The sequence below is a fragment of the Mesorhizobium sp. P2_B5 genome, assembly GCF_056404775.1.
In genome coordinates this window covers 1,084,006-1,102,775 of the sequence record NZ_JBFUDJ010000002.1, presented here as the reverse complement: position 1 = coordinate 1,102,775, position 18,770 = coordinate 1,084,006, and the positions used below count along the sequence as shown (strand labels likewise).

Annotated in this window: 16 protein-coding genes; 7 read left to right on the top strand and 9 right to left on the bottom strand. The window is 63.6% G+C overall.

The window, feature by feature from the left end:
• Positions 1-171: 171 nt before the first annotated feature.
• Positions 172-3,351 carry an excinuclease ABC subunit UvrB gene (uvrB, locus tag AC1D1N_RS11750; RefSeq protein ID WP_477348668.1) on the bottom strand — a complete coding sequence of 1,060 codons (3,180 nt, stop codon included), beginning with the start codon at positions 3,349-3,351 and terminating at the stop codon, positions 172-174.
• Between the two features lie 122 nt (positions 3,352-3,473).
• Positions 3,474-4,730 (bottom strand): hypothetical protein, encoded by a 1,257-nt coding sequence (locus tag AC1D1N_RS11745; RefSeq protein WP_477348667.1) that lies wholly within the window; start codon positions 4,728-4,730, stop codon positions 3,474-3,476.
• Between the two features lie 145 nt (positions 4,731-4,875).
• On the opposite strand from AC1D1N_RS11745, the gene AC1D1N_RS11740 reads away from it, so the two are divergent.
• Both AC1D1N_RS11740 and AC1D1N_RS11735 read left to right on the top strand, forming a co-directional pair.
• Complete coding sequence (locus AC1D1N_RS11740; protein WP_477348665.1) at positions 4,876-5,922, top strand: CapA family protein; 1,047 nt, start codon at positions 4,876-4,878, stop codon at positions 5,920-5,922.
• Positions 5,923-5,975: 53 nt separating this feature from the next.
• Positions 5,976-6,953 (top strand): DUF3137 domain-containing protein, encoded by a 978-nt coding sequence (locus tag AC1D1N_RS11735; RefSeq protein ID WP_112561022.1) that lies wholly within the window; start codon positions 5,976-5,978, stop codon positions 6,951-6,953.
• A 123-nt stretch (positions 6,954-7,076) separates the two neighbouring features.
• Here AC1D1N_RS11735 and AC1D1N_RS11730 read toward each other — a convergent pair whose 3' ends face one another.
• Entirely contained in the window at positions 7,077-7,598 is a 522-nt protein-coding gene (locus AC1D1N_RS11730; RefSeq protein ID WP_436261019.1) for a hypothetical protein, read from the bottom strand.
• A gap of 286 nt (positions 7,599-7,884) precedes the next feature.
• On the opposite strand from AC1D1N_RS11730, the gene AC1D1N_RS11725 reads away from it, so the two are divergent.
• A complete protein-coding gene (locus AC1D1N_RS11725; protein WP_436261018.1) occupies positions 7,885-8,481 on the top strand; it encodes a hypothetical protein in 597 nt (198 codons plus the stop codon).
• Positions 8,482-8,524: 43 nt separating this feature from the next.
• On the opposite strand, the gene AC1D1N_RS11720 is transcribed toward AC1D1N_RS11725, so the two are convergent.
• Complete coding sequence (locus AC1D1N_RS11720; protein ID WP_477348662.1) at positions 8,525-9,646, bottom strand: hypothetical protein; 1,122 nt, start codon at positions 9,644-9,646, stop codon at positions 8,525-8,527.
• A 792-nt stretch (positions 9,647-10,438) separates the two neighbouring features.
• Between AC1D1N_RS11720 and AC1D1N_RS11715 the strand changes: the two genes are divergently transcribed.
• Entirely contained in the window at positions 10,439-11,377 is a 939-nt protein-coding gene (locus AC1D1N_RS11715; protein ID WP_477348660.1) for a diacylglycerol/lipid kinase family protein, read from the top strand.
• Positions 11,378-11,468: 91 nt separating this feature from the next.
• Here the strand turns inward: AC1D1N_RS11715 and AC1D1N_RS11710 are convergent, their stop codons facing one another.
• The 3 genes from AC1D1N_RS11710 to AC1D1N_RS11700 are packed head-to-tail and all read right to left on the bottom strand — an operon-like array spanning position 11,469 to position 15,210.
• A complete protein-coding gene (locus tag AC1D1N_RS11710) occupies positions 11,469-12,386 on the bottom strand; it encodes an NAD(P)-dependent oxidoreductase (protein WP_477348658.1) in 918 nt (305 codons plus the stop codon).
• On the bottom strand, positions 12,383-13,597 hold the full coding sequence (locus AC1D1N_RS11705; protein WP_477348656.1) for a mandelate racemase/muconate lactonizing enzyme family protein: 1,215 nt from the start codon (positions 13,595-13,597) through the stop codon (positions 12,383-12,385). The genes AC1D1N_RS11710 and AC1D1N_RS11705 overlap by 4 nt, the downstream gene beginning before the upstream one ends.
• A complete protein-coding gene (locus tag AC1D1N_RS11700; RefSeq protein WP_477348654.1) occupies positions 13,594-15,210 on the bottom strand; it encodes a GMC family oxidoreductase in 1,617 nt (538 codons plus the stop codon). The genes AC1D1N_RS11705 and AC1D1N_RS11700 overlap by 4 nt, the downstream gene beginning before the upstream one ends.
• A gap of 225 nt (positions 15,211-15,435) precedes the next feature.
• Between AC1D1N_RS11700 and AC1D1N_RS11695 the strand changes: the two genes are divergently transcribed.
• On the top strand, positions 15,436-15,831 hold the full coding sequence (locus tag AC1D1N_RS11695) for an acyl-CoA thioesterase (RefSeq protein ID WP_112561014.1): 396 nt from the start codon (positions 15,436-15,438) through the stop codon (positions 15,829-15,831).
• Between the two features lie 49 nt (positions 15,832-15,880).
• Positions 15,881-16,129, top strand: a complete 249-nt coding sequence (locus AC1D1N_RS11690; protein WP_436261013.1) for a hypothetical protein — start codon at positions 15,881-15,883, stop codon at positions 16,127-16,129.
• A 160-nt stretch (positions 16,130-16,289) separates the two neighbouring features.
• Here AC1D1N_RS11690 and AC1D1N_RS11685 read toward each other — a convergent pair whose 3' ends face one another.
• On the bottom strand, positions 16,290-16,658 hold the full coding sequence (locus AC1D1N_RS11685) for a winged helix-turn-helix transcriptional regulator (RefSeq protein ID WP_192257835.1): 369 nt from the start codon (positions 16,656-16,658) through the stop codon (positions 16,290-16,292).
• A gap of 89 nt (positions 16,659-16,747) precedes the next feature.
• Between AC1D1N_RS11685 and AC1D1N_RS11680 the strand changes: the two genes are divergently transcribed.
• Positions 16,748-17,353: an NADPH-dependent FMN reductase gene (locus AC1D1N_RS11680; protein WP_192257837.1), complete on the top strand. Its 606-nt coding sequence runs from the start codon at positions 16,748-16,750 to the stop codon at positions 17,351-17,353.
• A gap of 93 nt (positions 17,354-17,446) precedes the next feature.
• Here AC1D1N_RS11680 and AC1D1N_RS11675 read toward each other — a convergent pair whose 3' ends face one another.
• Positions 17,447-18,748 (bottom strand): glucoamylase family protein, encoded by a 1,302-nt coding sequence (locus tag AC1D1N_RS11675; protein ID WP_477348651.1) that lies wholly within the window; start codon positions 18,746-18,748, stop codon positions 17,447-17,449.
• Positions 18,749-18,770: the final 22 nt, after the last annotated feature.

Below are 18,770 nucleotides of genomic sequence, written 5' to 3'. Positions count from 1 at the left end.
GGCGGTGAAGCGCTTACCTTCTCCCCTTGTGGAGAAGGTGGCCTCGCGAAGCGAGGTCGGATGAGGGGTGTTCCAGGGAACGCCAACGCCTCACTCCGCTGGAACACCCCTCAACCGTCTCGGCGCTGCGCGCCGATCCACCTTCTCCCACAAGGGGAGAAGGGAAAGGCGCTACTTCCCCGGCCTGCCCGTCTTGCCGGGCCGGCGCTTTTCGCGACGGGCGTCGCCTGGGTCTTCGTAGGAACCAATACCGGTGCGCTGGCGAACGATGGGCTTGGCTGAATCGCTGCGATCCTTCGCGCCCCCCTCTGTCCTGCCGGACATCTCCCCCACAAGGGGGGAGATCGGCTGTGGCTTGGCCGGCACTCTTCCCTCAACCGGCTTCTCCGTGCGCCGCACAGTCATCTCGTCCAGCGAGTTCTTCTTGAACAGCGGCTTGGTGGCGTCGCCCGGAATGCCGAAGTCGGAACCGTGCGCTTCCTGCGCCGACTGTTTCTTGAACAGCGAACGGGACACCGCGCCTGACGGCGTCGGCATGTCGGTACCAGGCCCCATATCGTCCAGCGACGGCTTGGCAAACAGCGGCTTCTTCACCGGCACGGCGCCGTCGGCGCCCATCTCGTCGAGCGCCGGCTTGCGGAAGAGGTTGGACCGGGCAGCCCTGGCCGCCTCTTCGGCGGCACGTGCCGCGTCGAACTTGCGGAAACGCTCCTGCTCCTCAGCTGTACGGTGTTTGGCCACGCCCTTGTTGTGCTTGCCCTTCTCGCGACCGGAGACCGGGCTTTCCATGTCGGCATATTTGGCCAGCGGGTCTTCCGAGATCGACAGTTCCATCTCGCGCAGCCGCTTGATCTCGTCGCGGATGCGGGCGGCCTTTTCGAAGTCGAGATTGGCTGCGGCGTCGCGCATCTGTTTTTCCATGGCGTCGAGATGGGCCTTGAGATTGTTGCCCATCATCGCGCCGGCGCCGTCGGTGAACTGCGAGATGTCGGCGCGGACATGGTCCTTCTCGTAGACCGAATCCAGAATGTCGGAGATGCGCGACTTGACCGATTCCGGGGTGATGCCGTTGGCCGCGTTCCACTCCATCTGCTTTTCGCGGCGGCGGTTGGTCTCGGCCATCGCCCGCTCCATCGAGCCGGTGATCTGGTCGGCATAGAGGATGACCTTGCCGTCGACGTTGCGAGCGGCGCGGCCGATGGTCTGGATCAGCGACGTTTCGGAACGCAGGAAGCCTTCCTTGTCGGCATCGAGGATGGCGACGAAACCGCATTCGGGAATGTCGAGGCCTTCGCGCAGCAGGTTGATGCCGACCAGCACGTCGAAGGCGCCGAGGCGTAGGTCGCGCAGGATCTCGATGCGCTCCAACGTGTCGATGTCGGAATGCATGTAGCGGACGCGAATGCCTTGCTCATGCAGATATTCGGTCAGGTCTTCGGCCATGCGCTTGGTCAGCACCGTCACCAGCGTGCGGTAGCCGGCGGCCGTGGTGTCGCGGATTTCGCCGACGACGTCGTCGACCTGGCTCTTGGCCGGACGCACCTCAACCGGCGGGTCGATCAGGCCGGTCGGGCGGATGACCTGCTCGGCGAAGACGCCGCCGGCCTGTTCCATTTCCCAGCCGCCGGGCGTCGCCGAAACCGCGACCGAGAGCGGGCGCATGGCGTCCCATTCCTCGAAACGCAGCGGACGGTTGTCCATGCAGGACGGCAGGCGGAAGCCATACTCGGCCAGGGTCGCCTTGCGGCGAAAGTCGCCGCGATACATGCCGCCGATCTGCGGCACGGTGACGTGGCTTTCGTCGACGAAAACCAGCGCGTTATCAGGGATATATTCGAACAAAGTCGGCGGCGGATCGCCCGGCTGGCGCCCGGTGAGATAGCGCGAGTAGTTCTCGATGCCGGCGCAGGAGCCGGTCGCTTCCAGCATTTCCAGGTCGAAGCGGGTGCGCTGCTCCAGTCGCTGCGCCTCCAGCAGGCGTCCAGCCTTTTCAAGCTCTTGCAGGCGCTGCTTGAGTTCTTCCTTGATCGACTTGATAGCTTGATTCAAGGTCGGGCGCGGCGTCACATAGTGCGAGTTGGCGTAGATCTTGACGCTTTTGAGCTCGCCGGTCTTCTGGCCGGTCAGCGGATCGAATTCGGTGATCGCCTCTATCTCGTCGCCGAACATCGAGATGCGCCATGCACGGTCCTCAAGGTGGGCCGGGAAGATTTCGATCGTGTCGCCGCGGACGCGGAACGAGCCGCGGACGAAATTGATGTCCTGGCGCTTGTATTGCTGGGCGACGAGGTCGGCGAGCAAAGCGCGCTGGTCGAGCCGGTCGCCGATCTGCATCTGGAAGGTCATCGCCGTATAGGTCTCGACCGAGCCGATACCGTAGATGCAGGACACCGAGGCGACGATGATGACGTCGTCGCGCTCGAGCAGGGAGCGCGTCGCCGAATGGCGCATGCGGTCGATCTGCTCGTTGATCGAGGATTCCTTCTCGATGAAGGTGTCGGTGCGCGGAACGTAGGCTTCCGGCTGGTAATAGTCGTAGTAGGAGACGAAATACTCGACCGCATTGTCCGGGAAGAATTTCTTGAATTCGGAATAGAGCTGCGCGGCCAGCGTCTTGTTGGGCGCCAGGATCAAGGCAGGGCGCTGCGTCTCCTCGATCACCTTGGCCATGGTGAAGGTTTTTCCCGAACCGGTGACGCCGAGCAGCACCTGGGTGCGGTCATTGTTTTCGATGCCTTCGACCAGATCCTTGATGGCGGTCGGCTGGTCGCCGGCCGGCTCGAAATCCGACACCATCTTGATGGCGATGCCGCCTTCGGATTTTTCCGGGCGGGCAGGGCGGTGCGGTGTCCACAGGACACCATCCTTGTGCAGCGGATTGCCGGATTCGATCAGCGCCGACAGTGCCGCGACCGTCGCGGTGACGCTGCCGGAGGCCATCGTCTCCGCGTCTTCCAACGAGATGTCGAGACCGGCGACCGGATTGAGGCCGGCTGCCGTGCGTTCGCGGGCCGTGGCCGCGCCGCCCATCGAGGTGCCGCGCGAACTGCGGCCGGGCGCGGCGGAACGCTCCGGAATCTTCTTCGCGGCCTTTGGCGATTTGCCGCCGCCATCCTTGCCGGAGAGCCGCCCTTCCTTCTCGGCCTCCTGCTCGATCTGCTCGGCCCAGTCCGCAATCGACCCGGTCAGCGGCGTGCCGGTGAAGTCGGCCTGCGGCGCCTCGGCGAAGCCGCCCTTGTGCAGGGGCTCCGAGGCATCGAGGAAATCGGTCAGCGGGCTGCGCCGCTTGGGCGGCGAAGCGCTGTTATCACCCACCGTCGAGGGCGTCTTTCTATCGGGGAGTTTGGCCATGCCCCAAATATGGGCAGAGTCCGCCAAAATGGAAAGGGTGCAGTGGCGCGGGGCATTGGGCGAACCGAGGCTGCTGACACAAGGGTGTCAGGAGCTGTGGCGCGAGTGCCTGGCGATTGTCCTCAGTTGAACCACAGCGCGAAGGTCAAAAACCCGGCGCCGCCGAACTGGCGCTGGATCTGGTCGAACTCGTCGCTGGTCAGGATCTTGCCGCTCTCGAGATAGGGCGCGATGGCCGGGCCGGTGATCGACAGCACCAGGTCGAAATTTTTCGGCTCCTCGAAGAAGCGCTTCATGTTGATGCCCTTGTCGGCGATGCGGAAATGCGGCAGCAGCACGCGGCCTTCGAGCAGATCCTCGGCCATGGTCAAGGCGGCGAGCCAGGCCTGCACCTGCTCCTCGCCGACCTCGAGCCCGGTCAGTGGGTTGGCGCCCTTCTGCTGCGGGCCAGGCAGCCATTCGCGGTCATTGTCGGTCTCAGTGCGGATCGCCTTCCAGTCCTCGCGCGACAGCCGGATCATTTCCAGAAGGTGGCGGCGCGCCGCCTGCCGGCGTTCCGGCTCGACCACCGGCCAGTTGACGAGATGCACCAGCGATATGAAGTCGGCAATGCGCCATTCGGAGGCCAGCATGCCGCCGCTGGTGCCGCCGTCCAGCGGCACGAGAATGTCCTGCAGTGGTAGTTCGGCGTGCGGGAACAGCATGTGGAACGAGCCGTCGAACATGTTCCTGAAATCATGCGCCAGCCAGAAATCGGCTTGAGCCATGAGGAATTCGGCGTAGCCCTGCAGCCAGTAACCGTCGGCGCGGTCGAAGCGGAAGGCCAGCGATGGCGCGGTATCGTCCGGGGCGATGCCGCCGCGCGCCAGCGACGCCATGATGGCGGCCATGCTTTCGTCGGGCGCGATGGTGCCGTCCTCATTGAGGTCGATGCCGATATGGGTGAGGTCGATGACCATGCCGATATCGGCGTCGGCCGGCACCGAGCCCAGCCTGGCGGCGGATTTCTCCAGCCGGTCGCGGAAGGCGACCAGAATGGCGCGGAACTGCTCATAGGTCAGCGGTTCGGGATTGGGATTGTCTGGAACCGGAAGCCGCATCAGCGGCAGCATGAAGGATTGCGGGCTGTCGAAGCCGTGGCGGTGCAGGCCGCCGGCGAGGATTTCCAGCGCGGTGAAGAATTCGCCTGCGCCGGCGGCATAGGCCGACGCCGGATCGCTTGATGCTGCGGCTTCGAGCGTGGCGAGCGCGGTGTTGCGGTCAGCCACGGTTTTGGCCTCGAACAGGGCCGAGGCCGCTTCGGGCGCGGCGGCGGATGCCGAAGACAAGGGCAGCAAAAGAAGGAGGGCGGACGCCAACAGGGTTGCTACACGTGTCATCTCATTCCTCCACTATGCCATTGCGCGGACCATACACGCATTCGGTGCGCCGCGTCTGCCGGCTCTGAACGGCATTGTTTCAATTGGCTGACGGTCGACACTTCCCGGGCAGACCGTCTACACAGAGCAAACGATTGGGCGTCGCGTGTCGAACTATCCGCTTTCCTATAAACTGTCATGGCTGCCGCGCTTCCTGAAGCCTTCGCTGGGCGGCGACGTCAGGGACTTCGCGCCGATCGCGGCGACAACCATCATCGACCCGCCGCCGGGGCGGAAGGTGCGGCTGGCCTTCGTCGGCGACATTTCGGCGGTGGCCAACAGCAGTGCGCCGGAGTGCGATCCAATGATCGCAAAGCTGCTGGGCTCAGCCGATCTGGTGATCGGCAATTGCGAAAGTCCGGTCGTAGAGCGGCCGAGCGTGGCACTCGGCACTCGGCTCGGCACGCACCATGCGATGAGCGAACAGTTCCTCGCCAAGGCGCTGGCCGCCCTCGGTATCGCGCGCGAAAAACTGGTGCTTTCGCTGGCCAACAACCATGTGCTCGACCAGGGTATCGCCGGTTTCGACGAGACCGTTGCGGCGCTGGAACGGCTCGGCATCCGCACCATCGGCACCGCGAAAAAAGGACCTGTAGAGCAGGTCAAGGCCGGGCCGCTGACGATCGGCTTTGCGGCATTCACGCTGTGGCGCAATGCCGACGCTGCGCCGTTCACCGAGCGGGTGTCGATGCAGAGCGACCCGGCGGCATGGGCAAAAGACGCGACGGACAAGAGGATTGATCTGCGCTGTGCCGTTCCACATTGGGACTGGGAGTTCCGGCATTTCCCACAGCCCCAGACGCAGGCGTTGGCAAGGCAGCTTGCCTCGCATGGCGTCGGGCTGATTGCCGGCCACCACGCCCATGTCGTGCAGCCGGTGCAGTGGGTCGGCAAGACGCTTGTCGCCTACGGGCTCGGCGACTTCCTCGGTACCGCCTTAGCGCGCCAGCCATGGCCTGGCCGCATCGGCAGCATTTTCGTCGTCGATGTCAGCGCCGATCTCGGCAAGCGCGGCGCCATCGCCGGCTACCGGATGCACCCCTTCATGCGGCTGCGCGCCGGCGGGCATGAGCGGTTGGTCCCGGTCGAGACGCTCACCGGCCTGATAAAGGGCAAGGTCGAGGCGCGGCTGAAGGCGATTTTCGGCGCCTGACGATTTTCCGAAAAAGCGGCTATCATAGACGCAATCAAGCTTGCGAGGGGGCGATGGAAACAGCGGATTTCATGCCTGATGAAACGGTTATCGCCGGCATCAGGAAGAACATCGAAGCCTATGAGGCCGGACGCGCCTCGGCCTATCGCCAGGTGCGCTGGCGGGTGCCGGTGTTTCTTGGGCTGCTGCTGGTCTTTGTTGCGCTGGTCGCCTGGCTGTTCAACAAGGTCGCCGACCTGAACGAGCAGTGGTTCTCGACACCGCATGTGTTCCTCTATGTCGTTGGTTTCTTCGCGGCGCTGCTGCTCTATTTCCTGGCGATGAGACCGGCGACGCGGCTGCAGCAATCGTTCCGCGACACGCTGCTGCCGATCATTTTCGGCTTCATCAGGGATGTGCGCTATCAGCACAGCGTGACGCCGAATTCCTTCGACCGGCTGCCGCGGGCCGTGGTCGGCGCCTTCAACCGGCAGAGCTTCGACGACATCGTGTCAGGCCGCTACGAGGAGTTTCCGTTCGAGCTTTACGAGGCAGAGTTGCGCCAGGGCACCGGCAAAGGCTCGTCGACGGTCTTCAAGGGCGTCATCGTTGCCTTCGAGACGATCGCGCCATTCCCCGGCACATTGGTGGCGACGCGGCGCAGCAATGCGGTCGTCGGCTTCTTCCGCGGTATCTTCGCCGGCAAGATGCAGGAACTGTCGAGCGGTGATCCACTGCTCGATGGCGACTATGAATTCCGCACCGACAATGTCGCCGCCGCCCAGCCGCTGGTGACCGGCCGGCTGGCGCAGGCGCTGAAATGGCTGCATGAGACATGGCGCGACGATCCGGCGCGGGTGGCACTCAACGGCAGCGACGGGTTCCTGCTTTTGCCGCAGCCGAAGAACTTTTTCGAGCTGCCCGCCATTTCCGTGCCGCTCGACTACACCAGCCATATTGCGCCGATGATCGCCGATATGGGCTCGATCCTGGCGACGGCGGCGCTGGTGCGCAAGATCGGCGCAACGGATGGCGAGGTTCAGCCAGGCTGAAGCACATCAGCAGTCGAAGCCATAGTTGGCGCTCCTCCGTGTCGATGCCTGACACCATCAGGCACCTATCTGGAGTTTTCAACGGCAGTGGGACATCGTGGTACGGCCCGAACGGCGCGCCGTTCACAACCCGCTTGGCACCAGCCCTGCCAGCCAGTTCGCCGACCGCTTCGCCATGCCGACCGTTGCCGAAGCGGCACGGCCGAGATCGGTCTTGACCACGGCATAGCCGTTCCTGGTGCGGTAGAGCACGCCGGTTCCGCCATCGACCACTTGTTCGTAGGCGACGGGCCGGGCCGCTGCTGCTTCCATGGCCGTCGTCGGCGAGCCGACGGGCACGCTCGGCCGACGGCTCAGTTCCGGCGGCAATGGGCTTTCGGATTGAACACTCCGGCTGGCCGGCTTCAGTTCCGGGCCGGATGCGGTCGCCGCCAGTTGCGAAGAGGATGCCGACCCCTTGGTGCGGCAGATGCCGGAGACCAGCGGATAGTTGAAATTCTTCTGGTGCAGCATCTGGCTTTTCATCGCCGCTTCGCAGTCGGCGATGGTTGCCCACTTCGCCGGCGTCTCGCCGATATATTCGCAAAGCTTGGCGTCGCAGTCGCAACCGACGATGGTCATGGCGACAAGGGCGGTCTTGATCACGGTCTTGTCCTCGGATTGCCCCCCGGCAGCCCCCCTTTCCATCGCGCGCGAACAAGGCGGGATTTTGGCCACGATCGCGCAATGAGCCAGGCGATGCGGTTTCGGGCACGGCTCACTATTAGGTGGATTTCGAGATGCCCGGGAGCAGATAGGGCGGCGACCATGGTGCGTTTGCGAAAGAAGGGCAAAATAAATATTGCCTTCTATGACAGCAACAACTGTTTCCTGGTGCGGTTTTCTATTACAATACTGATGGGGTGATACAACAACATCGGAGGGGTTTGCCATGGGAAGAATTGTCCGGTCGGCGGTGGTGTCGAAAGGCAATCTTGAGGGCGTTGCAGACGACGAAGGCGGGCAGAACGGTCAGGGCGAAACGGACTCGAAAGACGGCGATGGTTATCTTGACCGGGTAGCGAAATATGTACCGGCCGAAATCGTGGCCTTCTTCATCTTCGTCAACTCCATCCTCGCCAATGCGGTCGAGAAGCCCGTCGCCAAGGCAATGGCGGCGGCATCGAATGATGAAGCCATTTCCGGTAAGGTGCGGGAGGCAATCGATCTCGAAAAAATGGCCGGCATCAGCGTCTGGACCATTTCATGGGCCGTGTTGTTCGTCGCGCTGGCAATGACCCCAGTGTACCTGAAATCGGTGAGCGATGCCGCCGACAATGCGGAGGCTCCCGGCGCCAACATCGTCATGTCGATGCTCGCTTTCCCGTTCTGGGCTTATGCCGTCGACGCGCTGGCCTTCAGGCCATGGCATGACGGGGCGCTGGCCAGTATCATGCTCGCCACCTTCACGCTCATCAGCGGCGCCATCCGGCCGGAATATATAAACGCTGGTCTCAATTTGATCCCGGGCATCGGGCCAAAGAAGTAGGCCGCGTGGAGGCCGGCCTCGTCGCAGTACGGCCGTCGCGGCTTCAGTAGTCGTAGACATGTTCCAGCCTGGCGCCGGCCTTGGTCAGAGCCGGCAGCACAAGGTGCAGCTTGCGCACGGCGACGATCAGCCCGGTGCGGCGGTTGGCCGGATCGACCGGGATCGGCTGGCTGAACAGCGCGCGGGCGCCTCCGGGCGGCCCAAGCTCGGCCGCCGACAGCATGGTGATCATGATTTCGTCATTGCCGCCGATCTCGACAAAGGACACGCCTCTGTCGATCAGCCGGGGGATCATGTCGGTGAACGGCTGACCGTGCCTGGTGATAAAGATGGTGCCATCGGCGCCGAAATCGCGTTCCAGCAAAGTGTCGGCTTCCTCGCGCGTCGCTTCGCCGACCGGACCCTTGGCCCAGACATGGATGTCGAGCGAGGTGGGGTCGGAGGGCACGCTGAGTGCGCCGACCAGCCAGGCGGAGCCCTGCTTGACCGTATCGGCGAAGCCGAAGGCGAGCTTGCGCTCCCCGCTGCGCACCGCCCCATCGCCGGGTGCGGGCTGCACGGCAAACAGTTCGGCGCGCTTTTCGGCATACGGGAATTGGTACCATGACGACCGACCGAGGAAGCCGGCATAGTCGGCCGCCGCCTTGGCCTGGTAGAGATCGGTGGCTGTGCGCTTGCCGGCGGTGGCCTCGGTGACGCGGCCGACCGTGTTCTCATAGGCCCACTGCAGTATGTAGCCGAGCGTGTAGCCGGTGCCGATGACGACCGGCATCTGCTGGTCGTCATAGTTGAATTTCTCAATGGGGCTGGCGCGCAGGATCGCGGCGTAGTCCTGCCAGAAGCTGCCGATATAGGACCAGTATGGGAAGCTGCTCGGCTGATCCTTGGCGACAAAGCCGGCATAGTCGCGCGCGGCATGGACGGTCGCCCATTCGGGATAGGCGAGAAAGGTTGATGCTTGCGGACGCTGGTAGCCCGCAATCTCGGCGCGGACTTTGTCGGCCAGCGCCTTGGGCGGAGCGCTGCCGGCAACACCGGTTAGCGGTTCCGGCGACGACGTGGTCAGGAAACCGTAGGCGAGGCCGGCGATCGGGACCAACACGACGATGACGACCAGCCAGAGGAGGGTCTTGACGATGCGCTTCAGCCAGCGGAGCAGGAGCATGGCCGGTCAGGCCGTGGCAGGACAGCAGCGTCGGTGCGGAATGCAGGTGGCGGCCGGCTTCCGGATCAGCGTCATGAAGTATCCCCCTTCAAACGACACTGGACGTTAGCCGATTTTACCGCAGGTTGCAGCCCCACCTGCAACCGGGTTGCAGCCCCAGCTGGAAGGTGTGTCGGGCCCCAAAAGACAGTCGGCGCCGGGATTTCTCCCAGCGCCTCCCTGTCAGATCAGGACACGGTCGGGCAGCAACTTCCCTAGAGATGTCGCGCCATGCCGGCCTTGATTTTGACGGCCCTGCCAGTCACCACCCGAGGGCGATGCCCGTTCCAGGCCACGCCGTTCTCCACTCTTGCGAGCTTTGCTCAGCGTGCCATCGAAGGTTTTTGCCGTCCTTCATGGCAGCATCGGTCCGCCGTTGGCGTTCGCACGCTTTCCGCGGCCCCGTAGGTCTCGGCATCCGTCCCTCGAACAGGCAAGCCTGCTCTCGCTTCGGGCCGTACGGGCCTCAGGAAATCCGCCTTTTCGCTTTGCCTTTCGGCGTGGCGATCGGTAGCCGCCTGAGATGGGTTAAACTTACGCCGGGTAAGGGTTTTGGGGAATGGGCGCGAGCCTGTGGATAACGGGATTATCGGGGACGGTTTGCCGCAAACCTCGGAATCTCGGCGTCGGCTGCCTTAGACAGCCTGCCCGCTTTTTGACGCCCAGCGGGTTGTACCCCTTGCTCCATCGGCGCGCGCGGGTTTCAATGCCGGCAAAGCATCGAGCCTATCGGCGCGGTGCGGGGAGGGTGCAGTGAAAGTCGGGATGGTGCTCAATCCGATTGCCGGTGGCGGCCGGCTCAAGCGGCATTGGCCGGAGGTTGCTGCTTCGCTGAAAACGCATTTCGGCGATTTCGAACTGCGCGAGACGCAGGCCGAGGGCGATGCCGAAAGGTTGGCGCTCGACCTCGCGGCCAGCGGCTTCGATCTGGTGATCGCGGCTGGCGGCGACGGCACCGCCAGTGAGGTGGCGGATGGGTTGCTGCAGGCATTCGATGAGAGCGGCCGGACAACCGAGCTTGGGTTGCTGCCTTGCGGCACAGGGATCGACTTCGCCCGCGGGCTCGGCCTGCCGAAAGAGGTGGACGCAGTGCTGAAACGGATCGCCGAAGCCAAGGCGCGCAAGGTCGACGCCGGGCGCATCTGCTACATCGACGATCATGGCGCGCTGGCCAGCCGCCACTTCATCAACATCGCCAGCCTCGGCCTGTCGGGCGCCACCGACCGCGCGGTCAATGCCGACAAGCGCAAGGGCAAGATGTCGACTAGGGCGCTGTTCCTGTGGCGCACCGTGGTCGAGTTCATCCGCTACCGTTTCCAGGACGTGCGGATCACCGTCGACGACGGCGCGCCGGTCGAGGCGCGCATGGCGCTGGTGGCGGTGGCCAACGGCAAATTCTTCGGCGGCGGCATGATGATTGCGCCCGATGCCGAGTTGGACGACGGCCAGTTCGACATCGTCGTCCTGCGGGCGGCCGGCAAGCTGAAGCTGATCTGGGACATCCGCCTGCTCTATGGCGGCCGCCACCGCAACCATCCGGCCATCACCATATTGCGGGGTAGGAAAGTGGTTGTCGAACCGCTCGGCGATATCGAGAAAAATGGCGCGCTTGTCGACATAGATGGCGAGTCGCCGGGCCGGATTCCCGCGACCTTCGAGATTCTGCCGGGCGCGCTGACGCTGAGATATTGAATCAAGACGTGGAGGGATTGATTCAAGTGGTTTTGACGGTGATTCCGGCAATACGGCCAATGGCCTGAAATCGCAGGACAAATTACCCGGCTTAGATTTCCAGTTTTGCCGGAAACCCAGGCGCGCGCAGGTCGGTATCGACGGCATCCTCAAGCAATTTGACGATTTGGGTCGACCAGGCGTTGCCGCCATATTCCTGTTTGCCCATCAGGAAAATCTCATTCACAAGCGGCGCCAGTTGGAGTGGCAGTCTGAATTCCCTGCCCATGGCGAGCGCGAAGCCGAGGTCCTTCAGCGCCAGGTCCATGGTGAAGCCGATGTCGTAGGAGCCGTTGAGGATGAGCTGACTTTCGGTCTCATGGACGAAGCTGTTGCCCGAGGACGCGACGATGGCGTGGTAGGACTGGGCGAGATCCAGCCCGCCCTGTTTGGCCAGCATCAGCGCTTCGCCGGCGGCGACGAGATGGATGAAGGCCAGCATGTTGGTGATGACCTTGATCACCGCCGCCGAGCCGATCGGTCCCATCAGAAACGACTTTGCGCACATCGCTTCGATGGCCGGCCGATGTCGCTCGTAGAGGGCAGCATCGCCGCCGACCAGCGCGGTGATCTTGCCGACCGCTGCGAGGTGCACGCCGCCGGTGACCGGGCACTCCAGCGTCTCGACGCCCTTGGACGAGGCGAGGGCTGCGAGGCGCAGAATCTCATCGCGGCCGTTGGTCGACATCTCGATCCAGGTGCCACCCTTGGGCAGGCCTTCGAGCAGGCCGTCGGCACCAGTCAGCACAGCTTCGCTGACCTTGGGCGAGGGCAGACAAGTGATGGCGTTGCCGGCCTGCGCCGCCGCTTCGGCAGGGCTAGCTGCTGCTGTCGCGCCGAGCGCAACCAACCGCTCGACGGCTGTGGGGTCACGGTCGAAGACGGTGACAGCAAAGCCGTTGCGCAGCAGGCTGGCGGCAAGGTTGCCGCCGAGATGGCCAAGGCCGATGAATGCGTAGGGCTCTCTCACGGCATCAGCGGCATCTGCATCATCTGCAAATGCAAATCCTTGCCGGTGTACGGATGCGCGTCACAGACCGCTTCGTTGAGCTCGACGCCGAGGCCCGGCTCTTTCGAGGGGATGACATTGCCGTCCTGCCATTCGATCTTCTTCTTCAACAGCGTGGCGTGGAAACCGTCCCACTGCTTCAGCGATTCCAGGATCAGGAAGTTGGGCAGCGTCACCGCCAGCTGGATGTTGGCGGCGCCGACGATCGGCCCGCAATAGCAGTGCGGCGCGACCTGGATGTGGTAGGCCTCGGCCATGGCGGCGATCTTCTTGGTTTCGAGAATGCCGCCGGAACGGCCGAGGTCCGGCTGCAGGATGGTCGCGGCGCGGTTCTCGATGACGCGGGCGAATTCGAATTTCGTCGTCAGCCTTTCGCCGGTGGCGATCGGGATCGACGTGCCGCGGGCAACCTGCGCCATCACTTCGGGCATATCGGGCGGCACCGGCTCTTCGAACCACAGCGGATCGTAAGGTTCGATGGCGCGCGCCATGCGCAGCGCGCCCGATGCCGTGAACTGGCCATGCGTGCCGAACAGAATATCGGCGCGGGTGCCGACGGCCTCGCGGATCGCCTTGATCATGCGGGTGGAGACATCGATGTCGATGAGGCGCGGCTGGTGGCCGTCGAAAGCGGTGTAAGGCCCCGCCGGGTCGAGCTTCACGGCATTGAAACCCTGCTCGACATATTCGAGCGCGCAGGCTGCCGCCAATTCGGGATCGTTGTAGACATTCCTGCCGTCCGGCGCGTCCTCGGAATGGACACTGCCGGTGTGCGGATAGAGATAGGTGTAGGAGCGCAGCGTCTCGTGCACCTGGCCGCCGAGCAATTTGTAGACCGGCTTGTTGGCTTCCTTGCCGATGATGTCCCAACAGGCCATTTCGAGTGCGGAAAAACAGCCCATGCCGGAAACATCCGGGCGCTGGGTGAAGCCGGAGGAATAGGCGCGGCGGAAAAAGCTCTCGATGTCGTGCGGGTCGCGCCCGACGAGATAGCGCTCGGCCATGTCCTCGACCATTTTCGCGGTCGTGTGGGCCGAGAAGGTGGCGTTGTAGGCCTCGCCGTAGCCGACGACACCGCCATCAGTGGTCAGCTTGACGAAGATGAAATACTTGCCGCCGATGCCTGGCGGCGGATTGCCGACAACCCAGGTCTTGACGTCGGTGATCTTCATTTTTGGTCCTCCAGAACCAGTTCGGCGCCCTTCCATCCGGTCATGATAGAGGCGGCGTTGGTGTTGCCGGTGATGTTGGCGGGAAAGATCGAGGCGTCGATGACGCGCAGGCCGTCGAGCCCGTGCACCTTCAGGCGCGGATCGACGACCGCCTGCCCGGCATCGGGGCCCATGCGGCAGGTCGAGACCGGGTGATAGACGGTGCCCGAGCGCTTCCTGAAATCCGTGATCAGGTCGGCATCTGACTGGATCGATGGCCCCGGCAAAACCTCCTCGGCGATGATCTCGGCCATGGCCGGCATCGAGGCGATCTTGCGCACGAATTTCACCGCCGCCAGCATCTCGTCGACATCGGCATTGGTGGAGTAGGCGTTGGCGACGATCTTGGGATAGTCCAGCGGATTGCTGGAGCGGATCATGATCTCGCCGCGGCTCGACGGGCGGCAATTGGACAGGCCGATGGAGAAACCCGGCCATGGGTCCGGCGTCAGGATAGGCCGCTCGCCGCTTTTCGGAATGACGGTCGAGAAGGCCTGGAAATAAAGCTGCATGTTGGGGCGCGAGAAGGCCGGGTCGGTGCGGAAGAAACCGCCGCCATGGTTCATCGACAGCGACAGCGGGCCGGAGCGGGTGAGGATGTATTGCATGCCGACCAGCAGTTTGCCCCACCAGGGGCGCAGGATCTGGTTCAGCGTCGGCACCTTGCCCTTGAAGGTGTAGTTTATGCCGACATGGTCCTGCAGATGCGCGCCGACATTCTCGTTGGCATGCACGACCGGAATGCCGAGGCCGCCGAGCAAAGCGGCGGGGCCGACGCCGGACAACTGCAGCAGCTGTGGCGAGTTGATCGAGCCGGCGGAGAGGATGACCTCGCGACCGGCGCGGGCGGTCTTGGTCTCGCCGTTCTGCTGGTACTCGATGCCGACGGCGCGCTTGCCTTCGAACAGAATTTTGCTTGCCAGCGCATTCGTCTCGACGCGCACATTGCCGCGTTTCATCGCCGGGCGCAGGAAGGCGCGCGCCGCCGACATGCGGCGGCCATTTTTGGTCGAGATCTGGTAGACGCCGACGCCTTCCTGGGCAGCGCCATTGAAGTCGGGATTGAGCGGCAGGCCCGCCTGCTGGCCGGCAGCAAGGTAGCGTTTGGTCAGCGGATGCACGGCGTTCGTGGTGTCGGTGATGTGCAGCGGCCCGCCGGTGCCGCGCCAGACATCGGCGCCGGCCTCATTGTCCTCGAGCGCCTTGAAGCCCGGCAGCAGATCGTCATAGCCCCAGCCGGGATTGCCGGCATCGCGCCAGTCGTCAAAATCCTCGCGCGCGCCCCTGATCCAGACCATGGCGTTGATCGAGCTCGAGCCGCCGAGCAGCTTGCCGCGCGGCCAATGGTCGACATTGCCGCCGAGACCGGGATCCGGTTCGGGCTTGTAGTTCCAGTTGACCGCCGGGTCGAAGAAGGTCTTGCCATAGCCGAGCGGCATCTGGACGTAAAAACGGCGGTCGGTGCCGCCAGCTTCCAGCACCAGCACGGAGTAGCGGCCGGAAGCCGACAGTTTGTCGGCGAGAACCGAGCCGGCCGAGCCGGAGCCGACGATGATGAAGTCATAGGTCTGCATGATTGGTGTTGGCGGCTCCGCAAAACTGGGCGCAGCCTAGACGCGACGGCTTCGCCAAGTCGCCGCACCTTCCGGCATGCGTTGTGAAAAATGCGACCGCGAGACGCCTGGTTCGGAAATGCCAGCAGGGAAACGACATTGCGCCACCAGCCTCGCACATCGCGTTGACCTCCCGGCGCCGTGACGGTACGGGATCGAGGGCAATCGTTTCAGGGGATTTGGCGCATGGTGCATTACGCGGACGGACAGCCGATCGGCGATCTGACCTTGCGCACGCTGGCCATGCCGGCCGATGCCAATGCGGCCGGCGACATCTTTGGCGGCTGGGTGATGGCGCAAATGGACCTTGCCTGCGGCATCCGCGCCGCCGAGCGCGCCAAGGGCCGCGTGGTGACGGCGGCGGTCAAGGAGATGTCCTTCGCCAAGGCGATGAAGATCGGCGACACGCTGTGCATCTACACCCATGTCGAGCGCGTCGGCCGCACGTCGATGACGCTCAAGGTCGAAGCCTGGGCACAACGCTACCTCTCCGATCTGATGGAGAAGGTCACCCATGCCGATTTTGTCATGGTGGCGCTGGATAGCGACGGCAAGCCGAAGCCGATTCCAGCGGAAAGCTGACGCGCTTATGTAACATCCCCCACGCGGGCGATGCGCTGCGCGACATCCAATGGTTGCCTTCGTCTCCGATTTTGCGGATGGCGGAGGGAAGACAATGCGTCAACACATGCTGAACGGCTGGCTCGTGGCGGCCCTTGTCGCGGTGATCTGTCTGCTTGGCACCACCGCCTATACCGAGATCAGCAAAGAACTTCCGAGCGTCGCCTGCAAGCACGACCGGACAGTCGACAAACAGCGAACTGCAAGGGCCGATACGTGCAGCACGATGTGTTGCAGCAACCCTGCGTCAAAGGCCTGAAGGCCTCTCAGCGAGGACGCTTATTCGCCTCAAAATGATGGTGCGCCGGCGAACGACATGCGGCAGCTGGATCGCGACGGCGCGGCCGAGGATGCCAGGCGGACCCAGCCAAATCTGAACTGCGTGTCTTCGAGGACGAAGTCCTTGCGCTGCAAGGGTTTCAGGCGTGCACGCCGTCGAATTTTTCGCGCGCTGCCTGGACGCGCACGGTATTTTTACGCGCCCATTCTCCCAGCGCGCCGACCGGGACCAGCAGCTCATGGCCTAGCTCGGTCAGCTCGTAATCGACGCGTGGCGGGATGGTCGGGAACACGGTTCGGGTGACGAAACCGTCGCGCTCCAGGCCGCGTAAAGTGGTGGTCAGCATCTTCTGCGAAATGCCGCCGACGGCGGCGCGCAATTCATTGAAACGCAGCGGCCCGCCGCCGAGCTTGCCGACGACCAGGACGGTCCATTTGTCGCCGACGCGCTGCAGGATTTCCGAGACGGCGCGGCAGTCTTCGGTGTTGTGCGGGTGCCTCAGTAACAAAACGGTGCCTCCTTGCGCAGTGGTTTGACAGTATCTCATATAGCGCCGGTATCCAAACGATACCAGCTTTTACATATATGGAGAGCCCCATGTCCAAGCCCAAAATCGCCATCGTCGTCGGTTCGACACGCGCCGCGCGTTTCGCCGATGTGCCCGCCCAGTGGATCGCTAAGATCGCAAAATCGCATGCCGACATCGATGTCGAGATCGTTGATCTGCGCGACTGGCCGCTGCCCTTCTTCGATGAAGTTGCCTCGTCCGCTTGGGCACCGTCGCAGAACGAAGTTGCGCAGCGTTGGCAGAAGAAGGTCGCCGAGTTCGACGGCTTCATCTTCACCGCCGCCGAATACAATCACGGCCCGACCGCAGTGCTGAAGAACGCCATCGACTATGCCGCCAATGAATGGAACAAGAAGCCGGCCGGCTTCGTCGGCTATGGCAGCGTCGGCGGCTCGCGTGCTGTCGAGCACCTGCGCCTTGCCGCCGTTGAGCTGCAGATGGCGCCGGTCAAGTCCGCCGTCCACATCGCCTGGGGCGATTTCCTGGCGGTACGCCAGGGCGAAAAGAAGCTTGAGGAGATCGAGCATCTGAACCAGGCTGCCGCCGCGCTGGTCAACGATGTTGCCTGGTGGGCCCGGGTGCTCAAGGCTGCGCGTCAGGCCGACGCGATTGCCGGTGAAGCCCAGGCGGCCTGAGCCTTATCCTCCCAAGGATCAATCATCTTCCCAAGGGGCGGCGCTTGCGCCGCCCTTTTTCGTTGACGGCCATGCGTGATGGATCGCCGCCCGTCACAGCCAACCGCCGGAAAAACCGGCTCGGCGCAGACCTGTTGTGACGGCCGACACGCCGCGCATCAGCCGCCACAGGAAGTCCGACCGGTAATTCTCGATCATCAGGGCGATCGGCCCCTGATTGATGCCGACGTGGTCCGGCGATACCCAGCCACAGGCGCGGCCGTCGGCTGCGGCGATCGTCGGATTGAAGCTTGCGACGAAGCCGTAAGGATTGCCCACGTGCAGGTCCATCTCGTGAAAATGGCGCAGCGCCGGCAGCACGATTTCCGGCGCAAAGGGCAGGGAGGTAATCGCCGCCCATGGCGACAGCGTGCCGTCATCGGGGCCGAAAGGCGCGCCGCGCGCGAGATAGCCGAAGAAGCGGCGGCCATCGAGCCTCATTTCGCGCTTGGTCGGGGCCGGACCGTCGCTGGCGGTGACGCCCCAGCAATTCTCGCCATAGCCGTTCAGTCCCTTCGGATTGCGGATGGCATAGTCGCGCTGCAGGTAGGTCGCCTGGCGGCTGTTCTGGAAATAGTCGCTGTCGTGATCGCGCATGAAGGCATCGCGGATGCCGCGAAAATCGATCCAGATATGCGAGAACTGGTGGATGAAAAGCGGGCCGGCATAGACCAGTTCGCGGCCGTAGATTGTCTTCCACTTGTAGCTGGACAGCCAGGCCGCGTAGCTCTCGAGCGGCAGCGGATGGGTTGGCGAGCCCAAACCCAGCACGTACAGGATCAGCGCTTCGTCAAATCCTTCCCAGCGATAGCGCAGGAAGCCTTTTTCAGGCCGCCAGCCATGGGTAACGGTGGGGCCGCCATTCTGCGCCCAGCGCCAGTCGGCGCGGCGGTAGAGCGCATCGGCGATCTGACGGATTTCCAGCTCGGATCCATCGTCCTGGTCAAAATAGGCGCCGGCGGACAGAACGCCGGCAAGCAGGAGCGCGGTATCGACTGTGGACAGCTCGCACTTCCAGACGCGGCGGCCGGTCTGCATGTCGAGGAAATGATAGTAGAAACCCTTGTAGCCGGTGGCATCGGGCTCTGGCCCATGCGGAGCGTTCCAGAAGAAACGGAGCGTGGCGAGCGTGCGCTCGATTGCGGCCGCGCGTGTCATGAAACCGCGTTCGACACCGACGGGATAGGACGACAAAGCGAGGCCGACGGCGGCTATGCTGGCAGGCGACGCCTGCGTGTTGCGGTCGGCGACCAGGCCGTTGGCAGGGTTGGCCTCGTTGAGAAAATACTCGAAGGACAGACGCTGGATATCTTGGAGAAGCTCGTCGTTTAGCGCGTGTTCGTTCGATGCATCCATGGCTACCGATATAGAGGCTTTG